We start from the raw sequence: 26,534 nt of genomic DNA, 5'->3' as shown, positions 1-26,534 counted from the left end.
GTGTTGCGCAAATGTATGGGCATGGCGGGCCACGCCAATTATCAGTTTATTCATGCTAAGATTTGGCGCATGATTGCCCAAGCCCTATTTACTCCCGCCCAGCAGAAATTGCTGGGATTGCTGTTTGTCCGCGTGAATGAAGGCTTTCACTTGAACGAGATCATGCGTTTGACCGGCCTTGGCAGCGCGTCGGCGCAACGGGAGCTGCGCCGCTTGCATGAGTCCGGCCTGATCACGTCGGAGCGGATCGGCAATGTGCGGCGCTTCTGGCCCAACAAGGAAAGCCTCGTGTATCCGGAATTGAGCGGACTGGTGCAGAAAACTTTCGGCATCGTTGGCGTCCTCAGCATGACTCTGGCGCCCTTGCGTGCCCAGTTGCACCTGGCATTCGTGTCGGGTGCCACGGCGAAGGGACAGGACATGCCTGGCAGCGCCATCGATTTGCTGCTGGTGGGCGAAGAAGCCAATTATGGCGATCTGTTGACGGGATTGGCGCCGGCCGAGCGAACCTTGAGGCGTAAAATCAATCCCAACTTATATACGCTGGCCGATTATCGCCGGCGTCTGCGTGAAGGCCAGCCATTTCTGCTGCAGGTATTACAGCAGCCGAAGTTGTTTGTTATTGGCGATGAATCGCTATTGCATGCGCTGGCATTGCCAGATTCTTCCATGCAGGCGAATGACACGCCATCTGTATTCTAAAGGCCGGGCCTGGCATTCAATTTCTGACATATGAAATTTTTGGCTGGAAAAATATCTGAGGCGGATTGATCGTATGATGAATAAACTACAGGCTTTCGGTTTAATTGTTTCCCAGGCAGTGCGGGGAGAATTAACGTTTCCCACGAGTGTGAATTCCGCATTGCAATTGCAATTGGCCCTGGCTGAACCGGACTGCCATATCGACCATGCGATCAAGCTGGTTCTGGGCGAACCCTTGCTGGCGGCGCGCACGGTCGCGCTGGCCAACTCGGCCGTGTACAGCCGCGGCGATGCGGCGCCCGTGACCAGCGTGCGCGCCGCCGTGATGCGCATGGGGTACCGCAATCTGTATGCGCTGGTGGCGGCCATGGTGGTGCGCCAGTTCGGCAGCAAGATCATCGACCCCGTCCTGCGCCAGAAGGCGACCCAGCTATGGGAGCACACGGCCCACGTGGCGGCGCTGGCGCACGTGCTGGCCCGCCGCGTGACGCACGTCGATGCCGACACGGCGCTGTTCGCCGGTATCGTGCATGAGGTGGGCGGCTTCTATTTGCTGTCGCGTGCCGACGAGTTCCCCGGCTTGCTCGACGATGATACGGATCACTGGATGGAGTCCGCTGAAGAGATCATTTCCCGCGAAGTCATGAAGAAGCTGCTGATCCCGCTGGCCGTGAGCGAAGCCATCGAAGGCTTGCGCGATGGCTTGCTATCCATCCCGCCCGACTCCCTGCTCGATACCTTGTTGTTGGCCAAGCAACTGTCACCCGTGCCGTCGCCCTTGCAGCTGACGTACGTGGAAATGCTCACGCCCTCCGATTCCGTCATCGATTTCATTATCGACAACGAGACCCTGCAAAGCATCCTGGCCGAATCGGCCGAGGAAGTACACTCGATGAGCGCCGCGCTGCTGGTGTAGCTGGAAACGCCGGCGGCGAAAAAAAACGGCAGCGCCATCGAGGTGCTGCCGTTTTGTTTTCAGGCGCTGCCGCTTACTTCTGCTGCGCGATCCAACGGTCGACCTTGGCTTCCAGCAGCTTCAGGGGCAGGGTGCCGTCGCCGAGTACCACTTCGTGGAACTTCGGCAGGCTGAATTTGTCTCCCAGCGCTTGCTGCGCGCGCTGGCGCAGTTCGACGATTTTCAGCGAACCGATCTTGTAGCCCAGCGCCTGGCCCGGCCATGCCATGTAGCGTTCCGTTTCGCTTTTCGCCACGGCGTCATAGCCGAGGGTGTCGCGCATGTACTTGATCGTCTGCTCGCGCGTCCAGCCCTTGGTGTGCAAGCCCGTGTCGACCACCAGGCGCACGGCGCGCAGCATCTCGTCGTTCAGGTGGCCGAAATACTGGGCCGGATCCTCGAACAGGCCCATTTCCTTGCCCAGGGTTTCCGCATACAGGGCCCAGCCTTCCGTGAAGGCATTGTTGCCGCCGAAACGGCGGAAGTTCGGCAAGTCCATCTCTTGCACCAGCGCCAGGTGGAAATGGTGGCCTGGCTTGCCTTCGTGCAGGAACAGGGTGGTCATGCCTGTGTCGCCATACAGTTTCGGATCCGTGACGACGGACCAGAACACGCCCGGGCGCGAACCGTCGGCAGCCGGCGCCGTGTAGTGGTCGGCGGCCGTGTCGCGGCTCAGTTCAGGTTCCAGGCGCAAGTCCAGCGGCGCCTTCGGCACCAGAGTGAACAGGGCTGGCAATTTGCTGTCCAGCAGCACGTTCAGCTTGCGGTAGACGTCGAGCACTTCCTGCTCCGTCTTGAACGGGCGGTATTTCGCCTGTTCCGACACCCACACGGGCAAGCCGGCCGCAGGGCCGTTGTAGCCCATCTTCGGGCCCACGATCGCGTATTGTTCCTGGATGCGCGCCACTTCCTTCAAGCCGATGGCGTGAATTTGCTCCGGCTTCAAATCCGTGGTGGTGCTGCTGGCCACGCGCGCCTGGTACCAGCTGGCGCCATCGGGCAGGGCGCTCCAGCCGCTGCTCGTGCGGCCGGCCGGCAGGTAATCGCGTTCCATGAAGGTGGACAGACGCTGCAGCGCAGGCATCAGCTTGGCCTCGATGATGACGGTGTAGGTTTGCGTCAGGCGCGCCTTGTCCGCGTCGGAAAAGCTGGCCGGCAAGTTCTTGATGGGCGTGTAATAGACGCTGTCCTGCGGCGTGGCGCTGACGAGTTTCTTGAATTGCGGCAAGGCCGATTCCGTCAGCGCCTTCGGCAGCACGATGCCTTTTTGCATGCCGACCCGCATATTGGCGATGGCCTGGTCTATCCAGCCCGGCAACTGGCCAATACGGCTCAGGTAAGCGTCATACTCTTTGACCGTGGTCAAAGGCTGCGATGCCTCTCCGCCCGCATAATTGGCCAGGGTGACGGGCATGCTGTCCATCTGGTTCAAGGGCAACAGGTATTCGGGGAAGCGCTCGAAGCTCAGCGCCGTGGCCAGTTCATAGTCGAGGATATCGTAATTGATCTGGTCCTGGTGCGACAGCTGCGCGCGGGCAATGCTGCGCAGGGTCTTCTGGTACTGGCGGTACAGGGCGAATTGTTTTGCACGCGCGGCGGGCACGATGGCTGAACCGATCTGGTCGTCGAAACGGTTGTCGCCGCTCTCGGTGGCATTGATCGGCTCGAAACGGGCCAGCGCATCGTAGTATTGGTCGGCCAGCACTTGCAGCTGCCGCTTCGCTTTGGGCGCGCTGACGGCCACGGTTTTGGCTGCGGGCTGGGCCGCTTGCGCCATGGGCGCATGGGCGAGCAACAGGGAGATGGCCAGGGTGCCGAGGGTGCCGGCGGCAAAACGATGCTTCATGCGCGAGATCCTTTGTAAGGAGGGAATGAACGGAGGCTTACAACGCCTAATAAAACCGTAGCGAGCGGAAGGAAGTTGTGGTCGAGAAGCGCAACTGTACGAAGGTACAGTGAGCATCGCAGACCGCAAATTACGACGCGCAGTAGGTTTTGATAGGCGTTCTTGGCGGGGTCGGGGTGGCCGTTCAAGATGGAACAGCCGGGGCGTAAGCATACGCCATTGCCCAGTGCGTTTGGATAAATTGTGCGGGAGAAATGTTGCTATTTGTCCGCTGGCGCGACCAGGGCTTTCATCGCCTGCCAGTGCTGGCTGACCAAGGGGACGCAGGCAGGACAGGGCGTGGCAGCGATCAGGCTGCGGATCTGCTGCGCGCGTGCCGCCGTTTGCGGGTGTGAGGAAATCCATCCCGGTACGCTGGCCTTGTCCTTGTCGTCGAGCTTCTGGAAAAAGCGCAGCATGCCGTCCGGGCGGATTCGCGCGCGCTGCAAGGCCAGCAAACCCAGGCGATCCGCCTCTTCTTCCATGTCGCGGCTGAAATACAGGGTGCCGGCCTGGTGCGCCAGCATGGCGGCCACGGCGCTGATGTCGCCGATGGTCACGCCCATCAGGGCGCCCCAGCCCAGGCTGCTGATCATTTGTCGCAACGAATGGCGCTGCTCCACGTGCTGCACTTCATGCGCCAGCACGCCGGCCAGCTCGCCCGGATCCCCCGCCTGGCGCAGCAAGCCCGTATGCACGACGATGATGCCGCCCGGCATGGCAAACGCGTTGACCGTGTCGTCCTGCTTGACGAGCCAGCGGTACTGGTAGCGCGAACCGGTCGTCAGCTGGCGGCCGATTTCCTGCACTGTTTGCTGCGCCACGCCGCTCTCGCTGATGCCGCCTTGCGCGCGTACTTGCGCCAGGGCCAGTTCGCCCAGCTGCTTTTCCGTGGACAGGGGAATCAGCCCCGCCAGCGCGCCGACGGCATGGCCGCCTTGCCACCACAGCAGGGCCGTGGCGACGACGGTGGCGCCCGTCAAACCGAGCAGCCAGCCCGACACCTGCCGCCGGTTGCGCTGGCGCTCGCCCCACAAACGCTGCAGTGGCGGCTGCAGCGCCGCCGGCGCTTCGCGCAAGACGATGGCGATGTCCTCCGCGCCGAGCGGTTTCAGCGACGCTTGTCGTCCTTGTTCGTCGAGCCAGTTCAGGAACAGTTCCGGCCCGTCGACGCCGCCCACGCTGACGACCAGCTGCGCCACGTCGACACCATGGCCGGGCGCATCGATGGCCAGTTGGGTGCCAAAGAAATGTGCGCTGACGGGCGTGCCAGCCGGGCCGCCATCGGGACCGGTCAGCAGTGCCTGGAAGGGCGTCATGCGGCGGCCTCGGCAAAGCGACTTTCGTACAGGGCCGCCATCAGGTCGGACTGGCTGATGATGCCGGCCAGGCGTTCATCCTCGTCGAGGATGGGAATATGGTGGTAGCCGGCGTCGGCCATCAGGGGCACGAGGTCGATGATGGGCGTGCCCAGGCGGGCCGTGTGCGGCGACGGCGTCATCAGCTGGCCTACCACTTCCGGCTTGTCGCCGTGGGACAGGCCGCTGCGCTGCAGCAAGCCGCGCAGGCGCTGGCGCATGCCTTGATAATCGTCGAGGCCGCCATGGCGCAGGAAATCCGTCTGCGTGATGATGCCGATGACGCGGCGCGCCCGGTTCAGCACGGGCAGGGCGCCCACCTCGTGCTCGCGCATGGTACGCCAGGCAGCATCGAGCGGCGTGCCGAATTCCACGCTGAGCACATCCTTCGACATGATGTCGGCGCAGGTGACGACGCCGAAACGGCGCTGGTAGGCGCGCATTTCCGTTTGCAGGAAGATGGCTTGCAAATCGTCGCGGCTGATGTCGAGCACTTCGCTGTGCTGGCGCAAGACGGCATCGAGGTCGTCCGGCGAAAAGCCCAGGCGGTTGCTGGGCACGTCATCCCGGGTGGCGTGCGGATGCGGTGCCACCAGTTGCTGGATGTGCGGGTAGCGACGCCCCGTCAGGTTGTTGTACAGCACGGCGCAAGCGACCAGCACGGCGGAATTGAACAGCACGGTGATGAAGACGAACTCAAAGCCGGCCGCATGCACGCTGGCGCCGCCGACCACGGTGGTGAGCGCCACGGCCCCGCCCGGCGGATGCAAACAGCGCAGGGCAAACATGGCGCCGATGGCCAGGCAGGCGGCCAGGGCCGCAACGCCCACGCTCGATCCCAGCCACTTCACGCAAGCCATGCCCACCAGGCCGGAGACGACGTTGCCGCCCACCACGGACCACGGTTGCGCCAGCGGGCTGGCCGGTAGGCAGAACAGCAGCACGGCAGAGGCGCCCATGGGCGCGATCAGGTAGACACTGGCGCTGTCGGGGGCCAGCAGGAAGTGGCAGATGAGTCCAGTGAGCAACAGACCGCAGATGGCGCCCGCGCAGGCGCGCAATTGTTCGCGGCGGCTGCCGTTGTTTGGTTGCGGCAGCCAGCGTGCCAGGAAAGAAGTCGTCATGGGGAGGGCGCGTTCGGGCCGCGTTGCTCTGTGTGAGCCCGATATTATCCCATGCGTTCCATTTCGCTGCCTGCGGGCATTAATCCCCGGCGCAGACGGCGTGCAGGCCGTGCCGCGCCAGCAAGTTCCCGACGGCCGCGATGGCGGCCATCAGCTCGGCCAGGTTGCGGTCGGAAAAGTGTTCATACAACAGGTCCAGCACGGCGAAGTACGCCGAGTCTGGCATGCCGCCGGGATAGGCGCTGCACAGCATGCGCGCGGCGCCGGATAGCGTTGGGGGCAGGCTGTCTGGCATGTTCAAGTGGCTTATCCTTGGCGTGCTTATACGTTTTTCGCATAAGCACAGTGCAATTAAATGGTGGATATTTCCTACAGGTACGCATATTCTAGACAATCACGCCCGCTGGCAGCTGTTCAGCTGGCTTCACGATCTCTCTCAGGAGTCCCGCATGCGCGTTTCCCGTTTCGTTTCCCTTTTCTTTGCCAGCCTGCTGCTTTCCGGCACCGCCGTTGCCGCCGCCCCGACGCCGGCCAACCCCGTCGCCACGCCGCATTTGCCGTATAACGCGGCGGCCGATGCCAAGGCCGACGTGGCCCGCGCGCTGGCCGAGGCCAAGGCGGCGCACGTGCCAGTCCTGCTGATCTTTGGCGCCAACTGGTGCGAGGATTGCCGCGCGCTCGACAAGGCCTTGAAGGAAGGCAAGAATGCCGAGCTGATGCAACAGCAGTTCAAGGTCGTCAAGGTCGACGTGGGTAACTTCGACCATAACCTTGACGTGGCGCAAGCCTATGGCAATCCGCTCAAGAAAGGCATCCCCGCCGCCGTGCTCGTATCGAGCGACAACAACCAGGTGCTGTACGCCACCAAGGGCGGCGAACTGGCGAATGCCCGCCGCATGAGCGAGAGCGGCATTTATGATTTCTTCAAGCAAGCGGCAAGCGTGAAAGCGCCGGCGATTTAAGCGTTTTCCAGCACCCTTAAAATTCTTCCCACGCATCGCTGGCCGGCGCTGTCGGGCGCGCTGCTGCTGCCTTGGCCAGTGCTGGACGGGCCGGCTTGGGCAGCGCCGGCTTGCCGGCCGGCTGCTGCGCGGCATGCCCGGTTTCTTCCAGCTTGAAGACGCTGACCACCTGCGCCAGCCGCCCGGCCTGATCCTGCAGGGACTGGGCTGCCGCCGCCGCTTCTTCCACCAGCGCCGCATTTTGCTGGGTGGCGTCATCCATCTGCGTGACCGTGGCATTGACTTGCGCGATGCCCTGGCTTTGCTCCTGGCTGGCCGAAGCGATTTCTCCCATCAGGTCGGCGACTCTTTGCACGGAGACGACGATGTCCTGCATGGTAGCGCCGGCCGAGTCGACCAGCTTGCTGCCCGCGTCCACCTTGCTGCCCGAGTCGACGATCAAGTCCTTGATTTCCTTCGCCGCCTGGCTTGACCTCTGCGCCAGGTTGCGCACCTCGGTTGCCACCACGGCAAAGCCGCGTCCCTGTTCGCCCGCGCGCGCCGCCTCGACCGCTGCGTTCAGCGCGAGGATATTGGTTTGGAAGGCAATGCCGTCGATCACGCTGATAATATCTGCGATCTTGCGCGAACTCTCCGTAATTGCGCCCATCGTTTGCACGACTTGTCCGACTACTTCGCCGCCCTTGACGGCGTGGCTTGAAGCCGACACCACCAACTGGTTGGCCTGACGCGCGTTGTCCGCGTTCTGTTTCACGGTCGATGTCAGCTCTTCCATGGCCGCCGCCGTCTCTTCCAGACTTGACGCCTGGGCTTCCGTACGCGCCGAGAGGTCCATGTTGCCCGACGCGATCTGGCTCGATGCGCTGGCAATCGCCCCGGTACTGTCGCGAACTTCACGTATCGTCACATTCAGCGACGCGACGAAGCGGTTGAAGGCGGCGGCCAGGGCGCCGACCTCGTCTTCGGATTCGACGGGCATGCGGCGGCTCAGGTCGCCATTCCCGCTGGCGATCTCGCTGAGCATGTCGGCCGCGCGCGCGACGGGGGCGGCGATGGCGCGGCTGATGACATAAATGATGAGCAGGGCGATGCCGCCACCGACCAGGCCGGCGATCAGGGCGGCGATCAGGGCCGAACGCGTGACGTTGCCCAGCACTTCCGCTTCCGGCACTTCGGCCATCACATACAGATTCAATTCCGGCACAAAGGAGGCGGCGACGAGCTGCTTGCCGGTCGGCGCCGCATAACTGGCATAGGTGTATTTGTTGCTGGTCAGCAGAGCCTTGCTTAGTGCTTCGCTAAAGCCGGGCAAGTCCTTCAACTGATGCTTGCCGTCGGCCAAGGCCGGATCGCGGTGGATCAGCAGGTTGCCGTCGGCGCGTACCAGGTAGACATGGCCCGTCTGGCCGACCTTGTAGCTGCGGATGGTCTCGGCCATCGCGTCGACGCTCAAGCCCATGCCTGCAATGACGGCCTTGCCGCCGGCCGTCTGGCCGCGCGCATTCAGGAACAGCATGAAACTGCCCGAGGCCGGATCGCGATCCAGATTGATCGTGTGCTGTTTGTTTTCGCCGAGCATGCTGAAGAACCAGTGATCGGCTGGCAACTGCTTGTCCAGCGTGCGGATCAGGCCCGCATCGGTCATGTACCTGGATGCAGCTTGTGAACTCCAGCTGACGACGGCCGCCTTGTTTTTTTCCTTGAGCATCCTGGCGTAGCGCTGGAAAGTGGCCATGCCGCTGTCGGCCAGCTCCGCGTCTTCCCAATCTTGCAGAAAGACATCATTCGCCATCGTCTGTACCACGGACAGCGGCTGGCTGATCTGTCGCAGCACGTCGTTGCGGATTTCGCCCACCTGGGCCGGCAGCTCCTGGCCGACGACGCGCTCGCGCACATAATCGCTGCTCATGCGCACGCTGAGGAACGATGAAATGCCCATGAACAGCAGCAGGCACAAACCCATGCTGAACATCAATTTTTTCTGGATGGAAAGGTGGCGAAGCAGATGCATGGACGACCCTGGGAATGGGCCTGCGCGACTGGCAGAGGTTGCCAAACATGCACAGGCAAGTGCGCAGTATAGCGACGGATAGGGAGAATATAGGGGAGGAATCCCGTATTTGATGTAGATGTGTTGCCGTATGGCAACGATGGCTGGGTGTAAACATGCGCAGTTTTCATGTGTCCCCATGCTGCGCGGAAAAACGTTCAGGCAGGCAAGCCGTGGGCGATCAATTCCAGCGGCAATTCCGTGCTGCACTTGATTTGTTCCATGGAGAAGGCGGACGACACGCCCGTCAGCTGCACCGCTTTGATGAGCTTTTTATAGAAGGTGTCGTAGCCCTTGATGTCGGTGGTAACGACTTTCAGCAGGTAGTCGATATCGCCGCTCATGCGGTGAAATTCCTGCACCTCGGGCAAGACGATGACGGCGGCGGCGAAGCGGCGCAGCCATTTTTCATCGTGCTGGCCAGTGCGCACGCTGACGAAGACGGTCACGGGCAAACCCACTTTTTGCCGGTTGACGATGGCCACGCGGCTCTCGATATAGCCCTCTTCCTCCAGGCGCTTGACCCGCTTCCAGCACGGCGTGCTCGACAAGCCGATCTTCTCGCTGAGGGCGGCGATCGACAAGGTGCCATCCTGCTGCAGGGCGGCCAGGATGGCGCAGTCGAATTTGTCGAGCGGAGTGTTTGGTGAATGCATTTCACTATTCCTGTCTTTATAGCATGAACATGCTGCATATTACCGTGTTTGCAGTGTCTTTTGGCATATCTTCACGGGCGGGGGCCGGTAGACTGTTCATACGTTCCAGCCGCCAGTGCTGCCCCTTTATTTATAGAATCCCCAGACTGCCATCATGAAAGAAATCTACCTCGACAGCAATGCCACCACCTGCGTGCTGCCCGCCGCCGTTGCCGCCGCCCGGCAAGCGATGGAGCAGGGCTATGGCAATCCCAGCAGCACCCACGCGACGGGATTGCAGGCCAAGGCCATGATGGATGGCGTGCGCCAGCGCGCCAGCGGCCTGCTGGGCGTGGGCGACGGCCGGTTGATGTTCAACAGCGGCGCCACCGAAGGCATCCAGACGGCCGTGCTGTCGGCCCTGTGCGCGCTGCGCGAACGGCGCGACGCAGGCAAGCGCATCGGCAGCCTGCTGCTGTATGGCGCGACCGAGCACAAGGCCGTGCCGGAAAGCCTGGCGCACTGGAACCGGCTCCTGGGCCTGAACCTGGAAGTGCGCAAGCTGCCCGTCGATGCGCAGGGACGCCACGATTTGCAGGCGCTCGATGCGCTGATCGGCGACGCGGCCATGCTGTGCACGATGGCGGCGAATAATGAAACGGGCGTCGTCAGCGACTTGTCCGCCATCGCCCAGCTGCTGCAGGAACGGGGTGCCGATGCCTACTGGATGGTCGATTGCGTGCAGGCGCTGGGCAAGCTGAAGCTGAACCTGGCCGCCACGCGCATCGACTACGCGCCGTTTTCCGGCCACAAGCTGTATGCGCCCAAGGGCATCGGCATGCTGTATGTGCGCGCCGGCGCGCCGTTCACCCCCCTGATGATGGGCGGCGGCCAGGAAGCGGGCCTGCGCTCGGGCACGGAAAACATGGCCGGCATCGCCGCGCTGGGCGCCGTGCTGGCCGCGCTCGACGATGGCAAGACCTTCCGCAGCCACGCCGACCTGGCTGCCTTCCGCGAGCAGCTGGTGGCCAGCCTGGAACGCGCTTTCCCTGGCATCGTGTTCAATATGCCGTTCGACTTGTCCTTGCCGACGACGCTCAATTTTTCCGTGCCCGGTTTGTCGTCGAAAGAGCTGCTGGACCTGTTCGACGCGGCGCGCGTGCGCGTCAGCTCGGGCAGCGCCTGTTCCGCCGCCAAGGCGCTCCCCAGCTATGTGCTGGAAGCGATGCGCGTGCCGCAATGGCGCGCCAGCTCGGCCATCCGTTTGTCGTTCGGCCCCCTGATCGACGCGGCGACGGTGACGGCCGCCTGTGCGCGCATCGAGCGTTGCGGCGAAGCGCTGCGCAGCAGCTGTTTGCTGCCATCGGCGCTGGCGCCATCGCCGCAGGACGGCATAATCCAGTTGAGCGTCGATGGCCAGTGCACCTGGCTGCTCAGCGACGCTGCCAGCGCCAGTTGCGTCGTCATTGATCCCGTCGCCGCCCTGGTGCCGCGCCTGGCCGCCTACATCCGCTGCCAGCACCTGGCCTTGCGCGCCATCGTGCACACGGCCGCCCCGGCCGACCATGGCGTGGCGCGCCTGGCCTTGCTGCAGGAACTCGCCATCGAACAGGTGGGCCGCATCGATATCGACGGTGAGCTGGCACTGGGCCAGCAGCGCCTGCGACGCGTCGAGTGTGGCGAAAACCATGTGTATCTGCTGGAGCAGCGCTTTGCCTTCATCGGCGCGCTGGCGCCCGAGGCGTTGACGCCCTTGCTGGATGCGGCGCTGGTGACGCAAGACACCGTGCTGTGCGCGTCAAGCGACGATGGCGGCATTTGCGGTACCGTGCGCACCGTACGGGACGGTATCGTGCCGAGCGCCGAACTGCAGCTCGATGCGGCCGCTTTGCCCGCCTTCCTGCGCCAGCATCCCGACGCCATCCTCGTCGACGTGCGCGAAGCGTATGAACACGCGGCGTGCGCCGGCACGGTATTCGAGGGTTGCGCCGTGCGCAGCGTACCGCTGAGCCGCCTGGCGGGACAGGTGGCTGAATGGTTGCAGCAGCCGCAGCGTCCGTTGGTCTTTTTCTGCCGCAGCGGCAACCGCAGCGCGCGCGCCGCCGTCTGCCTGCGCCGCCTCGGTCACGGCGCGGCGTGGCAGCTCAACGGCGGCATGGCGATGGCGGAGGCGATGCGTCACCCGCTGGCCATCGCTGCCTGAGCGGCTTGAACTTTCCTCCTTGAAATATTGCACCGTGTCATCATTGGCACGGTGCCGCTACTCCTTTCCCTCTATTCATTTCCTCCAGGAATCTTTCTCCCGTTTCACTCGCTGATTTCTTTGCCGGCACGCCCCTAAAGCGCCGGGTATGTACGCTAGCGCACGGTCTTGCGCGCAGGGCGCCCCTACGATGAAGTTGAGAAAATCTCCCTACACCCTGAGATTCGTCGCAACGCTCCGGCGCTTCGCTTTCCGTCTTCGCCAGTGTCCGATCGTGTTCTTCCAGACTGGGCCAGCGTGACGGCGGCCGCTGGCTGCCTGCGCGCACCTAGCGAGGCCAAGTTGAAAGAGTACACAGCAGTTGTCACGCAGCAGATCAAGGAACAGATTTCCAAAGTTAAAGAAATCTTCCGCGACCATTCCCTTGCACCGGAAACCTTCGACGCCGCGCGCGACGATGCCTTGCCCTTGCGTTCCGAATTATTCAGCGCCATGCAGATGGCCGCCCACGGCAAGCACGTGGCTGCCGGCCATGCGGTGGGACGACACCATGGGCGCGACCGCCTGCTGGCGCGCCTGGCCGACAATGCGGCCCTGATCACGGCCACCGTCAACGAGCTGACGGCGACCGTCAAAAGCGGGCGCCAGGTCACGCCCGCCTCGGAATGGCTGCTCGATAATTTCTATCTGATCGAAGAGCAGATCCGCACCACGCGGCGCCACCTGCCGAAGAACTACAGCAAGGAGTTGCCACGCCTGACTTCCGGCGCGGACGCGGGCTGCCCGCGCGTGTACAAGATCGCGCTGGAAATCATCTCGCACGGCGATGGCCGCGTCGACCTGGAAAACCTGTGCCACTTCGTCGAGGCTTATCAGGACGTGGCCACCTTGACCCTGGGTGAACTGTGGGCCGTGCCCATCATGCTGCGCCTGGCCCTGATCGAAAACCTGCGCCGCGTCGCCGCGCGCGTGGCCGACGACCGCATGCAGCGCGACCTGGCCAATACCTGGGCCGACCAGATGACGGAGATCGCCGAGCGCAATCCCAGCGGCTTGATCCTGCTGGTGGCCGACATGGCCCGTTCGAACCCGCCCATGACCAGCGCCTTCGTGGCCGAATTGTCGCGCCGCCTGCAGGGACAAAGTTCGTCACTGACCCTGGCGCTGTCGTGGCTGACGCATAAGCTGGCCGAGTCGGGCCTCACGATCGAGCAGCAGATACAGTCCGAAATCGGGCAACAGGCGGCCGACCAGGTGTCGATCGCCAACAGCATCGGCAGCCTGCGTTTTCTCGGCACCATGGATTGGCAGGAATTCGTCGAGACCATGAGCGTGGTTGAGCAGACCTTGCGCCTCGATCCGGCCGGCACCTATGGCTTGATGGATTTCGCCACGCGCGACAGCTACCGCCACGCCATCGAACGCATCGCCAGGCGCAGCGCGCGCAGCGAAGTGGAAGTGGCCGAGATGGTGGTGCAGCTGGCGCACACGCACGGCAACGGCAATGACGCGCGCCGCGGCCACATCGGCTTTTACCTGGTGGGGCGCGGCGTGCTGGTGCTGGAAAAGCAGGCCGGCGCGAAGCTGCCCTTCATCGAGGCGCTGCAGCATACGGCGCGCGCGGCGCCGCTGGCCGTCTACCTGGGCGCGATCTCGTTCCTGACCCTGGCGACGAGCGCCTTGCTGCTTGAGCGCGCCGTGCGCCATGGCGTGCAGGGCTGGCCCCTGGCGGCGCTGGGCGCGCTGGCACTGCTGGGCAGCAGCCAGCTGGCCGTGGCCGTGGTGAACTGGCTGGCGACCCTGATGACGTCGCCGCATCCGCTGCCGCGCATGGATTACCAGGCCGGCATTCCGTCGGATGCGCGCGGCATCGTCGTCGTGCCGACCCTGATCTACAGCGAGGACAACGTGGCGGCTCTGTGCGAGGCGCTGGAAGTGCGCTATCTCGCCAACCGCGACCCGAACCTGCGCTTTTGCCTGCTGACGGACTTTGTCGACGCGCAGGCGCAAACGATGCCGGGCGACGACGCTCTGCTGCGCCAGGCGCAGGACATCATCCGCGGCTTGAACGAGAAATACCGCGTGGAGGGTGTCGCGTTCAAGGAAAACGGCGATCCGGCCGGCCACGAGGAGCTGGGCCATGTGGGGCCGTTCCTGCTGCTGCACCGTCCGCGCCTGTGGAATTCGCAGCAGAATACGTGGATGGGGCAGGAGCGCAAGCGCGGCAAATTGTCCGACCTGCACGCGTTTTTGCGCGGCGGCGCGCGCGACAAATTCTCGCTGGTGGAAGGCGAGTTGCGCGGCCTGCGCACGATCAAATACGTGATCACGCTCGACACGGATACGCAGTTGCCGCGCGATGCGGCGCGCGAATTCATCGCCACCATGATGCACCCGCTGAACCGCCCCGTGCTGGACGCGGCCGGCACGCGCGTGGTGGCCGGTTACGGCATCCTGCAGCCGCGCGTGGCCGTGGCGCTGCCCAGCGCGAACGCTTCGCGCTACGAGCTGCTGTGCGGCGGTGAGCCGGGCATCGACCCCTACACGCGCACCGTGTCGGACCTGTACCAGGACGTGTTTTATGAAGGCTCCTTCATCGGCAAGGGCATCTATGACCTCGACATGTTCGAGCGCGTGCTGGGCCAGCGCCTGCCCGACAATAAAATCCTCAGCCACGATTTATTGGAAGGCTGTTACCTGCGCGCCGGGCTGCTCAGCGACTCGCAACTGTACGAGGAATATCCGGCCCGCTATGACGCCGACGTGAGCCGCCGCCAGCGCTGGATACGCGGCGACTGGCAGCTGCTCGGCTGGCTGCTGGGCCGGGTGCCGGGCCGCGCCGGCAAGCGCGAACGCAATCCCCTGTCGATGCTGTCGCGCTGGAAGCTGTTCGACAACCTGCGCCGCAGCGTCGTGGCGCCGGCCACCACCTTGTCGCTGCTGCTGGTGTGGGGCTTTTTGCCGCACGTGGCCTTCTGGAGCGCAGCGGTCCTGGCCATCATCTTCCTGCCGCCCGTATTTTCCGCCCTGTACGATTTGCTGCGCAAACCGCGCGACACCCTGTGGCGCCAGCACCTGGCCGCGTTCGAGCGTCGCTGCGGCGTGCAGTTTTCGCACGCCATGCTGACGCTTGTCTTCCTGCCGTACGAAGCGTGGATCAGCCTGGACGCCATCGCGCGCACCCTGTGGCGCCTGGGCGTCTCGCACAAGCATTTGCTCGACTGGCGCGCCTCGAATTTGCACAGTTCTTCCGGCTCGCAGGCCGACAGCTGGCGCGCCATGTGGTGCTCGCCCGCGCTGGCGCTGGCTACCTTCGGCGCCTTGCTGGCCTGGCGCCCGCAAGCCTTGCCGGCCGCCGCCGTGGTACTGCTGCTGTGGCTGGCCGCACCCGCCATCGCCTGGTGGATCAGCCGCCCCATCGAGCGGGCCGTGGCGCGCCTGTCGGCCGAGCAGGGACGCTTCCTGCACGGCGTGGCGCGCAAGACCTGGGCGTATTTCGATACCTTCGTCGGTCCCGATGACCACTGGCTGCCGCCCGATAACATGCAGGAGCATCCGAACCTGGTGGTGGCGCACCGCACCTCGCCGACGAATATCGGCCTGGCGCTGCTGGCGAATTTGACGGCCTACGATTTCGGTTACCTCACCCTGGGGCAGTTGATCGAGCGCAGCCGCGCCACCCTGCACAGCATGGGCGAACTGGAACGCTTCCAGGGCCACTTCTATAACTGGTACGACACGCAAACGCTCAAGGCGCTGCAGCCGATGTACATCTCGACGGTCGACAGCGGCAACCTGGCCGGCCATCTGCTGACCTTGCAGCCGGGACTGGTGGAACTGTACGACGCCCCCATCATCGGCGCGCAGGTGGTGCAGGGCATCCGCACGACGGCGCAGGTACTGCAGGAATTCATCGCCGCCGAAGGCGAGGGCAAGGCCATGCGCGAGAGCATGAGCCTGCTGCAGGCGCAGGCCGCGCCCGCCAGCCTGGCCGAATGGCATGCCTATCTCACCGCCGCGAATGGCGCTGCCGACGCGCTGCTGTCGCTGACCTTGCAAAGCGAGGATGGCGAGCTGTCCATGTGGTGCGGTGCGCTGGCGCGCCAGTGCCGCGCGGCGCTGGCCGAGTTGCTGCAACTGGCGCCATGGGCGGCGCAGGCGGGCGTGGATCCTGCGTGGTTGCGCGTGCCGACCCTGCGCGAACTGGCCAACCTGGAAACGCCGGAAGGCCTGCCTGCCGAGCTGGCCGCCTTGCTGGCGCAGGGCCGCGACCAGGCGGGACGCCACATGCGCGACATCGCCCATGCGGCGGGCCAAGCGCGCGACTTTGCGCAGATCGAATACGCGTTCCTGTACAACCCGTCGACAAAACTGCTGGCCATCGGCTACAACGTCAGCGAACGGCGCCTGGACCCCAGCTACTACGATTTATTGGCCTCCGAAGTGCGCCTGGCCAGCTTCATCGCCATCGCCCAGGGGCAGCTGCCGCAGGAGCACTGGTTCGCTCTGGGCCGCCAGTTGTGCATGGTGGCGGGCCAGCCCGTGCTGCTGTCGTGGAGCGGCTCGATGTTCGAGTACCTGATGCCGCTGCTGGTGATGCCGAATTATCCGAACACCTTGCTCGACCAGACGTACCACTCCGTCATCGAGGCGCAGATCGATTACGGACGCCAGCGCGATGTGCCGTGGGGGATTTCCGAGTCCGGCTACAACACGGTCGACGCCAGCCTGAATTACCAGTACCGCGCGTTTGGTGTGCCGGGGCTGGGTTTGAAGCGGGGCCTGGCCGACGACCTGGTGGTGGCGCCGTACGCCAGCATGATGGGCTTGATGGTGCAGCCGGAAGCGGCGTGCCAGAACCTGCAGCGCATGCAGGCGGCCGGCTATATGGGCCGCTACGGCTTCTTTGAAGCCATCGATTTCACCACGGCGCGCCTGCCGCGCGGGCAGGGCAGCGCCATCATCCGCTCCTTCATGGTGCACCACCAGGGCATGGGATTTTTGGCCCTCAGTTACCTGCTGCACGACCGCCCGATGCAGCGCCGTTTCGAGTCCGATCCGCTGCTGCAATCGGCCTTGCTGGTGCTGCAGGAACGCACGCCGCAGGCCGGCGCGTTTTACTCGAACACGGCCGAACTGGCGGTGCTGCGCAGCGGCGTCCCCGAACAGGCCATGCCGATGCGCATCCTCACGCAAGCCAACAGCGCCGTGCCGGAAACGCAGCTGCTGTCGAATGGCCGCTACCACGTCATGGTGAGCAATGCGGGCGGCAGCTACAGCCGCTGGAAAGACCTGTCCGTGACGCGCTGGCGCGAAGACAGCACGCGCGATAACTGGGGCAATTTCTGCTATCTGCGCGACCTCGACGACGGTGCCGTCTGGTCCACCATGTACCAGCCGACCCTGGCCGAGCCGAAGAAATACGAAGTGATTTTTTCGGAAGGGCGGGCCGAGTTCCGCCGCGCCGACCATGGCCTGGACCTGTACACGGAAATCGTCGTCTCGCCCGAGGACGACATTGAAATCCGGCGCACGCGCATCAGCAATAATTCGAACCGCCAGCGGCGCATCGAGATCACCAGTTTCGCCGAAGTGGTGATGGCGCCGGCGGCCGCCGATGCGGCCCACCCCGCGTTCAGCAAGCTGTTCGTGCAGACGGAAATCCTCGCGCATGAAAATGCGATTTTATGCACGCGCCGGCCCCGCTCGAAGGACGAGCAGATGCCGTGGCTGCTGCATGTGATGACCGTGCACGATATCGAGCGCTACGAAGTCTCGTTCGAGACGGACCGCGCGCGCTTCATCGGCCGCGGCAACACGGCGCAGCTGCCGCAGGCGCTGCAGGAAAGCGGTCCATTGAGCGGCGGCCACGGTTCCGTACTCGACCCCATCGTGGCGATCCGCTACGTCATCACGCTAGCCCCCGACCAGGCCGTGACGATCGACAGCGTGACGGGCATGATGGAGCAGCGCGAGGCGGCGCTGCACCTGATCGACAAATACCAGGACCGCCATCTGGCCGACCGCGTGTTCGAACTGGCCTGGACGCACAGCCAGGTGGTGCTGCGCCAGTTGAATGCCAGTGAAGCGGACGCGCAGCTGTATGCGCGCCTGGCCAATGCCGTGATCTATCCGAATGCGGCCCTGCGTGCCGAGGCCAGCATCCTGATCAAGAACCAGCGCGGCCAGTCCGGTCTGTGGGCGTATGCCATTTCCGGCGACCTGCCCATCGTGCTGCTGCAGATACGCGATTCGGCCAATATCGAACTGGCGCGCCAGATGGTGCAGGCGCATGCCTACTGGCGCCTGAAAGGGCTGGTGGTGGACCTGGTGATCTGGTACGAGGAGCAGTCGGGCTACCGGCAGCTGCTGCACGACCAGATCATGGGCCTGATCGCCTCGGGCATCGATGCGCAGGCGATCGACCGCCCGGGCGGCATTTTCGTGCGCCTGGCCGAGCAGATCGCCAATGAAGACCGCATCTTGCTGCAATCGGTGGCGCGCGCCATCATCAGCGACTTGCGCGGCACCCTGGCCGAGCAGGTCAAGCGTCCGCCCAGCCCTGTGCTGCGCATGCCGCCGCTGCTGCAGGACCCGGCCCGCGACCATGGCGGCGTGCCGCACCGGGCGCCAAAGCGCGAGCTGATCCTGGAAAATGGCCTGGGCGGTTTCACGCCCGACGGGCGCGAATATGTGATCACCACGGGAGAGAATAAACAGACGCCGGCGCCCTGGTCGAACGTGCTGGCCAATGCGCAATTCGGCACCGTGGTGTCCGAAGCCGGCCAGGCGTATACGTGGAGCGAAAATGCGCATGATTTCCGCCTCACGCCATGGCAGAACGACCCAGTCTCCGACCTGTCCGGCGAAGCATTCTATGTGCGCGATGAGCAGAGCGGCCAGTTCTGGTCGCCGTCGTCCCTGCCCGCGCGCGGCAGCGGCGACTACGTCACGCGCCACGGCTTCGGCTATAGCGTGTTCGAGCACAGCGAAGGCGGCATCGCCACGGAATTGTGCACCTATGTGGCGCTCGATGCGGCCGTCAAATACTCTGTCATCAAGGTGCGCAACGACAGCGGCGTGCCGCGCCGCCTGTCCGTCACGGGCTATGTGGAATGGGTGATGGCCGACCTGCGCGCCAAGTCCGGCATGCACGTGGCCACCGAAGTCGACACGATCAGCGGCGCCCTGTTTGCGCGCAATAACTACAACACGGAATTTTCGGGCCGGGTCGGCTTTTTTAATACGGATGCCAGCATCCGTTCCATCACTTGCGACCGCAATGAATTCATCGGCCGCAATGGCAGTCTGGCGCAGCCAGCCGCCTTGCGCCGCGTGCGCCTGTCCGGCAAGGCGGGCACGGGATTGGACCCGTGCGCGGCGATCCAGGTGCCGTTCGAGCTGCAGCCGGGGCAGGAGCGCGAAATTGTCTTCCTGCTCGGCGTGGGCGGGCGCCGCAATGCGGACGCCAGCACCATGGTGCAGCGCCATGCAGGCAAGGAAGCGGCCCGCATGGCGCTCGACGCGGTGCGTGCGCACTGGGAAAACACCCTGGGCGCCGTGCGCATCGAGACGCCCGATCCATCGCTCGATGTGATCGCCAATGGTTGGCTGATGTACCAGACCATCGCCTGCCGCCTGTGGGCGCGCAGCGGCTATTACCAGTCGGGTGGCGCCTACGGCTTCCGCGACCAGCTGCAAGATGCGATGGCCATGATCCATACGGCGCCGCAGCTGCTGCGCAAGCACTTGCTGCTGTGCGCGGCGCACCAGTTTGTCGAGGGCGACGTGCAGCACTGGTGGCATCCACCGTCGGACCGGGGCGTGCGCACGCACTGTTCCGACGACTATCTGTGGCTGCCGCTGGCTACTTGCCGTTACGTGATCGCCACGGGCGACGTCAACGTGCTGTCGGAAGTGGCGCCCTTCATCGAGGGGCGCGCCGTCAAGCTGGAAGAGGATTCGTATTACGACCTGCCCGTGCGTTCGGGCGAGTCGGCCGACCTGTACGAGCACTGCGTGCGCGCCATCCGCCATGGCTTGCGCCTGGGTGTGCACGGCTTGCCTCTGATGGGCTCCTGCGACTGGAACGACGGCATGGACAAGGTGGGCGAACATGGCAAGGGCGAGAGCGTGTGGCTGGCGTTCTTCCTGTACGAAGTGCTGCAGCGTTTCGCCGAAGTGGCCGTGCTGCGCGGCGATGCCGCGTTTGCCCAGTTCTGCCGCGATGAAGCGGCGAAACTGGCGGCGAATGTCGAGGAGCATGCGTGGGATGGCGAGTGGTACCGGCGCGCGTATTTCGACGACGGCACGCCACTCGGCTCGCACATGAACGAGGAATGCCAGATCGATTCGATTTCGCAGAGCTGGGGTGTACTGTCGGGCGCGGCCAACAGGGAACGGGTCGCCGGCGCCATGCGCCAGGTCGATGCACGCCTGGTGCGCCGTGATTCCGGCGTGATCCAGCTGCTCGATCCACCATTCGACAAATCCAGCCTGAACCCCGGCTACATCCGCGGCTACGTGCCGGGCGTGCGCGAGAACGGCGGCCAGTACACGCATGCGGCCATCTGGACGGCGATGGCGTTTGCCCGCCTGGGCGATGGCGAAAAAGCGTGGGAACTGCTGCGCATGATCAATCCCGTGCGCCACGGCGTTGACGCGCAGGCGGTGCAGCGCTACAAGGTCGAGCCCTACGTGGTGACGGCCGACGTGTATGCCGTGGCGCCCCACGTGGGACGCGGTGGCTGGAGCTGGTACACGGGATCGTCGGGCTGGCTGTACCGGCTGATCGTCGAATCCCTGCTCGGTTTGACGCGCGAAGCGGACGTGCTGCGCGTGGTGCCGGTCATGCCGGCAGAGTGGGACAGCTTCAAGCTGCATTACCGCTTCGGCGCCAGCAGCTATGCCATCACGGTGGAACAGGCGCAGGGGCGGCCTGCGGGCTTGTCGCTCGATGGCGTGGCGCAGGGGGGCAACAGCATCGCCCTGCGCGACGAGAGCCGCGAGTACGTGGTGCTACTGCTGGTTTAGTCCTGCCGCCGTACCTGCCACGTATCGTATTCGGGCCGGCGCCTGCCAAGCAGCAGGATCAGGCCGGCGCCCAGCAACAGCAGGTCGCGCGTGCGTACGGCGGGCTCGGATTGCGTTGCGAGCTGAGGGGGCGTAGGTGCCGCCGTGGCAGCGGGCAACTGGCTTGCGCAGGCGGCCAGGCACAGCGCCGCCATCTTTCCATTCAAATGCATAGATTCCTCAAGAAAGCGCGGTGACCACCAGGTGGCACCGCGCCAGTGTTCATGTCGGCGATATTGTAATTATAGACATGAACATTGTAAATGAGAAATTATTTAAGATTGAGTCAAAAACCCAGGGCCGCGCCCGCGCCCAGCAGGGTGGCCACACCCAGCACGGCAAACACCAGCGCCGCGATGCCATGCACGAGGCGCAGCGGGACGCGGTTGGCGATCTTGTCACCCAGGTAGACGGCCGGCACGTTGGCCAGCATCATGCCGAAGGTGGTGCCCAGCACGACGGAGTAGATGTCGTGGTAGCGCGCCGCCAGCGCCACCGTGGCGACCTGCGTCTTGTCTCCCATTTCCGCCATGAAGAAGGCGATCAGGGTGGTCAGGAAGACGCCGTACTTGGCCAATTTGGTTTCGTCTTCATCGAGCTTGTCGGGGATCAGGGTCCAGGCAGCCATCGCCAGGAAGGAGACGCCCAGTACCCAGCGCAGCACGTCGGGCCCCAGCATGCTGGTGATCCAGGCGCCGACGGCGGCGGCAAACGCGTGGTTGGCGATGGTGGCGACGAAAATCGCCAGCACGATGGGCAAGGGCTTGCGGAATTTGGCGGCCAGCAAAAAGGCCAGGAGTTGGGTTTTGTCGCCGATTTCAGCGAGACCGACGATGCCGGTGGAGATGAGGAATGCTTCCATGAGATTGCAAGAGGTACGCGGGCCGGACGAATTAACCAATGATCCACGGGCGACTCCGGCCCATGCGGCCGCCCTAGATCAATGGTCTCGTCAAGTTTTGCAACCACCTGCACCATGGCCTGCGGGCCAATTATGTTGATACAGGTTCCTGCGGCAGGACCGCAGGACGACTACTCCCCAATGTTCGAGGCGCATCATACGCCAATGCCCGCGCCGGCGCCAGTGCCGGCGGGGGATACTGCGGCCTGGTGTGTGGGACTTCGACAACAATGATCGATTTGCAAACAGACTCGACTTAGAATGCAGTCTGTCCACGACTCCCAGATGGAATGCGCCATGCCGGTCCTTGTCCGCTTGCTTGCCTTGTGTTTGACCTTGTTTGCTCCCTTGTCCGGCCTGTGCGCCGCCGCGCCTTTCGACGACAAGTTCCGCCAGCTCGAAGAATTGCTACCCACGCCGAATGCCTACCGCACGGCGTCCGGCGCGCCTGGCCACGCCTACTGGCAGCAGCGCGCCGATTACGTAATCCGCGCTACCCTGGACGAAGCGCGCCGCGAAATCACGGCCAGCGAGCAGATCACCTATCACAACCGCTCGCCCGACAGCCTTGCGTATCTGTGGCTGCAGCTGGACCAGAATGGCTTGCGCAAGGACGCCGACCAGCGCCGCGTCCTGAGCGCGCCGTCGCGCCAGGCCTGGCTCAGCAGCAGTGAAGAGGAGGCGCTGAAATTCGAGGACTTGCGCGCCATCCATGCGGGCCGCGAATTTGACGGCGGCTTCAAGCTCACCGCCGTGAAAGCGGCCAGTGGCAAGCCGCTGCCGTATGTGGTCAACCAGACCATGCTGCGTATCGATTTGCCGGTGGCGCTGGCGCCCGGCCAGAGCATCACGTTCAACATCGACTGGTCGTATCAGATCAATGACCAGAAGGTGCTGGTCGAACGCTCCGGCTATGAATATTTTGAAGATGACAAGAACGCGATTTTCCAGATCGCGCAGTGGTTTCCGCGCATGGCCGCGTATTACGACGCCGTCGGCTGGCAGCACAAGCAATTCCTCGGCTCAGGGGAATTCACGCTGGAGTTTGGCGATTACGAGCTGTATCTGACGGTGCCGGGCGACCATGTGGTGGCCGCCACGGGCGAGCTGCAAAATCCTGCCGCCGTGTTGAGCGCGGCGCAGCGCGAGCGCTTGGCGCGGGCGAAAAACAGCGATACGCCGCTGCTGGTGATCACGCCGGAAGAGGCGATGGCGGCGGAAAAGGGCAAAGCCACGGGCATGAAAACCTGGCACTTCAAGGCGGCCAATGTGCGCGACGTGGCGTGGGCGTCGAGCCGCAAGTTCATCTGGGATGCGCAGGGTTTGAATAGCGGCGGCAAGCGCGTGATGGCCATGTCCTACTATCCGAACGAGGGCAATCCGCTGTGGCAGCAGTACAGCACGCGCGCCGTCGTGCACGCGATCGAGCAGTACAACAAGTACAGTTTCGACTATCCGTATCCGAACGCGATGTCCGTCAACGGCGCCGTGGGCGGCATGGAGTATCCGATGATTTCGTTCAATGGTGGGCGCCCCGTGAAGGACAAGAAAACGGGGGAACGCACGTATTCAAAGACGACCAAATATGACTTGATCGGCGTGATCATCCACGAAGTGGGCCATAATTATTTTCCCATGATCGTCAACTCGGACGAGCGCCAGTGGACGTGGATGGACGAGGGTTTGAATTCCTTCCTGCAGTACCTGGCCGAGCAGGCGTGGGAAGAGCATTTTCCGTCCTGGAATGGCGAGCCGCGCAAGATCGTCGACTACATGCGCAGCCAGAACCAGGTGCCCATCATGACCAACTCCGAGTCCTTGTTGCAGTTCACGGCGAACGCCTACGACAAGCCGGCCACGGCCCTCAACATCCTGCGCGAGACCATCCTCGGGCGCGAACTGTTCGACTTCGCCTTCAAGCAGTACGCCTTGCGCTGGAAGTTCAAGCGTCCAACTCCCGCCGACTTTTTCCGCACCATGGAAGACGCTTCCGGCACAGACCTGGACTGGTTCTGGCGCGGCTGGTTTTATACCACTGACGCGGTCGACATCAGCATCGACGGCATCAGCGAATATGGCGTGAGCACGAAGAATCCGGAAATCGAAAAAGCGTGGAAGAAGGCGCAGAAGGCCGCGCAGCCCATATCGATCTCGGACCAGCGCAACAAGGCGCTGCCGAAGAAGATCGACCTCGATCCTGCGCTGAAGGATTTCTATAACCGGCACGATGAATTCACGGTCACCAACAAGGACCGCAACAGCTATGCGGAGGAACAGGAAACGCTGGAGCCATGGGAGAGAAAGCTGCTGGAACAGCACAACATGGGAAAGCATCTGTACCTGGTCGATTTATCGAATCTCGGCGGCCTGGTGATGCCGCTGATCCTGGAAATCGAACTGAAAAGCGGCAAGAAGATTGTCGAGCGCGTGCCGGCCGAAGTGTGGCGCTACTCGCCGCACAAGATCAGCAAGGTCATCATCACGGACGAGCCGATGGTGGGGCTGGTGCAGGACCCGTACTGGGAGACGGCCGACATCGACATCAGCAATAACGCCTGGCCGAGAAAAATCACGCCATCGCGCCTGGAGCTGTTCAAGCAGGACCGCGACAAGAACAACCTGATGAAGGATGTTAATGTGCCGCTGAAGGCACCCGAGGCCAAGGCCGAAGCCAGGCCGGAAGCAAAATAGGGAAACAGCGCCGGCCAGTCCGGCGCTTTTTCTGCCAGGTCCGCGCTGGAAGTGCTATTCTGCGCGACGCCCCGGCGCACACGGACCGGGGCTTTCGCAAATCATTCAAAAGACGACCATGCAAACTTTGACCTTCCTGCGCGCGCTGGGCTGTGCGCTACTTTGCCAGGTGACCCTGGCCGCGCACGCCGACCCCCTCAGCTACGCGCGCTACGACCAGGTGCGCACGCGCGACCTGCAGCTGGACCTGAAAGCGGATTTCAAGCAAAAGACCTTGAGCGGCTATGCCGAGCTGTCCTTGAACTGGATCGACCCGGCGGCGCGCACCCTGGTGCTCGATACGCGCGACCTGTCGATCGCGAAGGTGCAGGTACAGGACAAGCGTGGCGCATGGCAGATGGCGCCGTACCAGCTGGACAAGGCCGACCCGGAAAAGGGCCAGGCGCTGCGCATCACTACCACGGGCCAGCCGGGCAAAGTGCGCGTCTACTATCACACGGCCCCCAATGCCATCGCGCTGCAGTGGCTCACGCCGCAGCAGACCATGTCGGGCAAGCTGCCTTTCATGTTCAGCCAGTCGCAAAGCATCAATGCCCGTTCGTGGGTGCCGTCGCAGGATACGCCGGCCGTGCGTTTTACCTATAGCGCACGCATCGATGCTCCAGCGGGCATGCGCGTCGTGATGAGCGCCGAGAATGACGAAAAGGCGACGGGCAAGGGCGGCTGGAAATTCAGGATGCCGCAGCCGATTCCTTCGTACCTGCTGGCCATCGCCATCGGCGAACTGGAAGTGCGTAAACTCGGCCCCCGCTCGGCCGTGTATGCGGAACCTCCGCGCATCAAGGCCGCCGAATACGAGCTGGCCGACACGGAAAAGATGATCCAGGCCGCCGAGGCCCTGTATGGCCCGTATGGCTGGGGCCGCTACGACATGATCGTGCTGCCGCCATCGTTCCCCTACGGCGGCATGGAAAACCCGCGCCTGACCTTCCTCACACCGACCATGATTGCGGGCGACCGCAGCCTGGTCGACCTGATCGCGCATGAACTGGCCCACTCGTGGTCGGGCAATCTGGTCACCAACGCGTCGTGGAAGCACATGTGGCTCAACGAAGGCTTTACCACCTACGTCACGACGCGCATCGTCGAACAGCTGTATGGCAGCGAAGTGGCGCAGATGGGCGTGCAGGTCGACCAGGAAGAACTGGCGGCCTCGATCAAGGAATTGCCGGCAGCGAAAACGGCATTGATCACGCGCGATGCGGACGCCAATCCGGCGGAAACGTACACGGACGACGGCATCATCTACCCGAAAGGCGCCTGGTTCCTGGCGACCATGGAGCGCCGTGCCGGCCGCGCCGTATTCGACCCCTTCCTGCGCGGCTGGTTCGACCAGCACGCGTTCCAGAGCGTGACGACGGAGCAGTTCATCTCCTACCTGCGCAAGAACCTGCTGGCGCAGCATCCGGACGTCATGCCGGAAGCGGAACTCGATGAATGGCTGTATGGCACCGGCGTGCCGGCCAGCGCGCAGCGCGTCGTCTCGCCGCGCCTGGCGCTGCTCGACCAGCACCGCGACGCCTGGCTGAAAGGCGAGCTGGCGACGAAGGACCTGGGCATGGACAAGTGGATCGCCATCGAATCGATGCACTTCCTGAACGATATCAACAACAAGGCCAGCGCGGCGCAATTGCGTGAGCTGGACCAGGTCTACGGCGTGGGCAAGAGCGGCAACAATGAAGTGGCCTACCGCTTTTATCTGGCCTCCGTGAACGCCGGCTATGACGTGCGCCAGCCCTTGCAGGCGTTCCTGATGAGCGTGGGCCGTCAGAAGTTCGTCGTGCCCCTGTACAGCGCCTTGATGAAGACGCCGCAGGGCCATGCCTGGGCCAAGGACGTGTATGCGCAGGCGCGCGAACGCTACCACCCGGTGACGCAGGAAAGCGTCGATAAATTGATGGCCGCGCAAGCGCATTGAACCTTCTTTGGACATCCT

Annotated in this window: 15 protein-coding genes and 1 riboswitch; of the genes, 7 read left to right on the top strand and 8 right to left on the bottom strand. The window is 63.7% G+C overall.

What is annotated here, in order from left to right:
* Nucleotides 1-21: 21 nt before the first annotated feature.
* Nucleotides 22-702: an ArsR family transcriptional regulator gene (locus tag NCG91_RS08925; RefSeq protein ID WP_251349422.1), complete on the top strand. Its 681-nt coding sequence runs from the start codon at nucleotides 22-24 to the stop codon at nucleotides 700-702.
* 76 nt (nucleotides 703-778) lie between these two features.
* Nucleotides 779-1,618, top strand: coding sequence for an HDOD domain-containing protein (locus NCG91_RS08920; protein ID WP_099668278.1), 840 nt, complete (start codon nucleotides 779-781; stop codon nucleotides 1,616-1,618).
* 73 nt (nucleotides 1,619-1,691) lie between these two features.
* Here NCG91_RS08920 and NCG91_RS08915 read toward each other — a convergent pair whose 3' ends face one another.
* The 4 genes from NCG91_RS08915 to NCG91_RS08900 all read right to left on the bottom strand — a co-directional run bounded on the left by NCG91_RS08915 (nucleotide 1,692) and on the right by NCG91_RS08900 (nucleotide 6,325).
* A complete protein-coding gene (locus NCG91_RS08915) occupies nucleotides 1,692-3,503 on the bottom strand; it encodes a DUF885 domain-containing protein (protein ID WP_251349421.1) in 1,812 nt (603 codons plus the stop codon).
* A gap of 260 nt (nucleotides 3,504-3,763) precedes the next feature.
* On the bottom strand, nucleotides 3,764-4,861 hold the full coding sequence (locus tag NCG91_RS08910; RefSeq protein WP_251349420.1) for a M48 family metallopeptidase: 1,098 nt from the start codon (nucleotides 4,859-4,861) through the stop codon (nucleotides 3,764-3,766).
* On the bottom strand, nucleotides 4,858-6,024 hold the full coding sequence (locus NCG91_RS08905; RefSeq protein ID WP_251349419.1) for an HPP family protein: 1,167 nt from the start codon (nucleotides 6,022-6,024) through the stop codon (nucleotides 4,858-4,860). The genes NCG91_RS08910 and NCG91_RS08905 overlap by 4 nt, the downstream gene beginning before the upstream one ends.
* A gap of 79 nt (nucleotides 6,025-6,103) precedes the next feature.
* On the bottom strand, nucleotides 6,104-6,325 hold the full coding sequence (locus NCG91_RS08900) for a DUF3349 domain-containing protein (RefSeq protein WP_251349418.1): 222 nt from the start codon (nucleotides 6,323-6,325) through the stop codon (nucleotides 6,104-6,106).
* 148 nt (nucleotides 6,326-6,473) lie between these two features.
* Here NCG91_RS08900 and NCG91_RS08895 point away from each other — a divergent pair, with 148 nt between their 5' ends.
* Entirely contained in the window at nucleotides 6,474-6,986 is a 513-nt protein-coding gene (locus NCG91_RS08895; RefSeq protein ID WP_218965289.1) for a thioredoxin family protein, read from the top strand.
* 16 nt (nucleotides 6,987-7,002) lie between these two features.
* Here the strand turns inward: NCG91_RS08895 and NCG91_RS08890 are convergent, their stop codons facing one another.
* Both NCG91_RS08890 and NCG91_RS08885 read right to left on the bottom strand, forming a co-directional pair.
* Nucleotides 7,003-8,997, bottom strand: a complete 1,995-nt coding sequence (locus NCG91_RS08890; RefSeq protein ID WP_251349417.1) for a methyl-accepting chemotaxis protein — start codon at nucleotides 8,995-8,997, stop codon at nucleotides 7,003-7,005.
* 197 nt (nucleotides 8,998-9,194) lie between these two features.
* Complete coding sequence (locus NCG91_RS08885; RefSeq protein ID WP_099665758.1) at nucleotides 9,195-9,692, bottom strand: Lrp/AsnC family transcriptional regulator; 498 nt, start codon at nucleotides 9,690-9,692, stop codon at nucleotides 9,195-9,197.
* 154 nt (nucleotides 9,693-9,846) lie between these two features.
* On the opposite strand from NCG91_RS08885, the gene NCG91_RS08880 reads away from it, so the two are divergent.
* Both NCG91_RS08880 and NCG91_RS08875 read left to right on the top strand, forming a co-directional pair.
* On the top strand, nucleotides 9,847-11,874 hold the full coding sequence (locus NCG91_RS08880) for an aminotransferase class V-fold PLP-dependent enzyme (RefSeq protein WP_251349416.1): 2,028 nt from the start codon (nucleotides 9,847-9,849) through the stop codon (nucleotides 11,872-11,874).
* Between the two features lie 405 nt (nucleotides 11,875-12,279).
* Nucleotides 12,280-20,907 (top strand): glycoside hydrolase family 94 protein, encoded by an 8,628-nt coding sequence (locus tag NCG91_RS08875; RefSeq protein WP_435526480.1) that lies wholly within the window; start codon nucleotides 12,280-12,282, stop codon nucleotides 20,905-20,907.
* On the opposite strand, the gene NCG91_RS08870 is transcribed toward NCG91_RS08875, so the two are convergent.
* Entirely contained in the window at nucleotides 20,904-21,119 is a 216-nt protein-coding gene (locus NCG91_RS08870; RefSeq protein ID WP_251349415.1) for a hypothetical protein, read from the bottom strand. The two genes, NCG91_RS08875 and NCG91_RS08870, sit on opposite strands and share 4 nt — an antisense overlap.
* A gap of 113 nt (nucleotides 21,120-21,232) precedes the next feature.
* The gene (locus NCG91_RS08865) at nucleotides 21,233-21,808 is read right to left on the bottom strand and encodes a TMEM165/GDT1 family protein (RefSeq protein ID WP_251349414.1); all 576 of its coding nucleotides are present in this window, start codon (nucleotides 21,806-21,808) and stop codon (nucleotides 21,233-21,235) included.
* A 21-nt stretch (nucleotides 21,809-21,829) separates the two neighbouring features.
* Nucleotides 21,830-21,999: riboswitch (yybP-ykoY riboswitch) on the bottom strand.
* Nucleotides 22,000-22,144: 145 nt separating this feature from the next.
* Here NCG91_RS08865 and NCG91_RS08860 point away from each other — a divergent pair.
* Nucleotides 22,145-24,538 carry a M1 family aminopeptidase gene (locus NCG91_RS08860; RefSeq protein ID WP_251349413.1) on the top strand — a complete coding sequence of 798 codons (2,394 nt, stop codon included), beginning with the start codon at nucleotides 22,145-22,147 and terminating at the stop codon, nucleotides 24,536-24,538.
* Between the two features lie 118 nt (nucleotides 24,539-24,656).
* Entirely contained in the window at nucleotides 24,657-26,516 is a 1,860-nt protein-coding gene (locus NCG91_RS08855; protein ID WP_251349412.1) for a M1 family metallopeptidase, read from the top strand.
* The last annotated feature ends 18 nt before the right edge of the window (nucleotides 26,517-26,534 follow it).

The organism is Janthinobacterium kumbetense (genome assembly GCF_023703445.1).
Taxonomy (GTDB): Bacteria; Pseudomonadota; Gammaproteobacteria; order Burkholderiales; family Burkholderiaceae_D; genus Janthinobacterium; species Janthinobacterium kumbetense.
The sequence above is the reverse complement of the archived record's forward strand: the minus strand, read 5'-3'. Positions and strand labels throughout refer to the sequence as shown.

Excerpts from the sequence above, each read along its gene's own strand:
- NCG91_RS08885 (WP_099665758.1), bottom strand. The coding sequence starts at position 9,692 with ATGCATTCACCAAACACTCCGCTCGACAAATTCGACTGCGCCATCCTG.
- NCG91_RS08920 (WP_099668278.1), top strand. The coding sequence starts at position 779 with ATGAATAAACTACAGGCTTTCGGTTTAATTGTTTCCCAGGCAGTGCGG.
- NCG91_RS08895 (WP_218965289.1), top strand. The coding sequence starts at position 6,474 with ATGCGCGTTTCCCGTTTCGTTTCCCTTTTCTTTGCCAGCCTGCTGCTT.
- NCG91_RS08890 (WP_251349417.1), bottom strand. The coding sequence starts at position 8,997 with ATGCATCTGCTTCGCCACCTTTCCATCCAGAAAAAATTGATGTTCAGC.
- NCG91_RS08910 (WP_251349420.1), bottom strand. The coding sequence starts at position 4,861 with ATGACGCCCTTCCAGGCACTGCTGACCGGTCCCGATGGCGGCCCGGCT.
- NCG91_RS08855 (WP_251349412.1), top strand. The coding sequence starts at position 24,657 with ATGCAAACTTTGACCTTCCTGCGCGCGCTGGGCTGTGCGCTACTTTGC.
- NCG91_RS08880 (WP_251349416.1), top strand. The coding sequence starts at position 9,847 with ATGAAAGAAATCTACCTCGACAGCAATGCCACCACCTGCGTGCTGCCC.
- NCG91_RS08925 (WP_251349422.1), top strand. The coding sequence starts at position 22 with ATGGCGGGCCACGCCAATTATCAGTTTATTCATGCTAAGATTTGGCGC.
- NCG91_RS08860 (WP_251349413.1), top strand. The coding sequence starts at position 22,145 with ATGCCGGTCCTTGTCCGCTTGCTTGCCTTGTGTTTGACCTTGTTTGCT.
- NCG91_RS08915 (WP_251349421.1), bottom strand. The coding sequence starts at position 3,503 with ATGAAGCATCGTTTTGCCGCCGGCACCCTCGGCACCCTGGCCATCTCC.
- NCG91_RS08865 (WP_251349414.1), bottom strand. The coding sequence starts at position 21,808 with ATGGAAGCATTCCTCATCTCCACCGGCATCGTCGGTCTCGCTGAAATC.
- NCG91_RS08870 (WP_251349415.1), bottom strand. The coding sequence starts at position 21,119 with ATGCATTTGAATGGAAAGATGGCGGCGCTGTGCCTGGCCGCCTGCGCA.
- NCG91_RS08905 (WP_251349419.1), bottom strand. The coding sequence starts at position 6,024 with ATGACGACTTCTTTCCTGGCACGCTGGCTGCCGCAACCAAACAACGGC.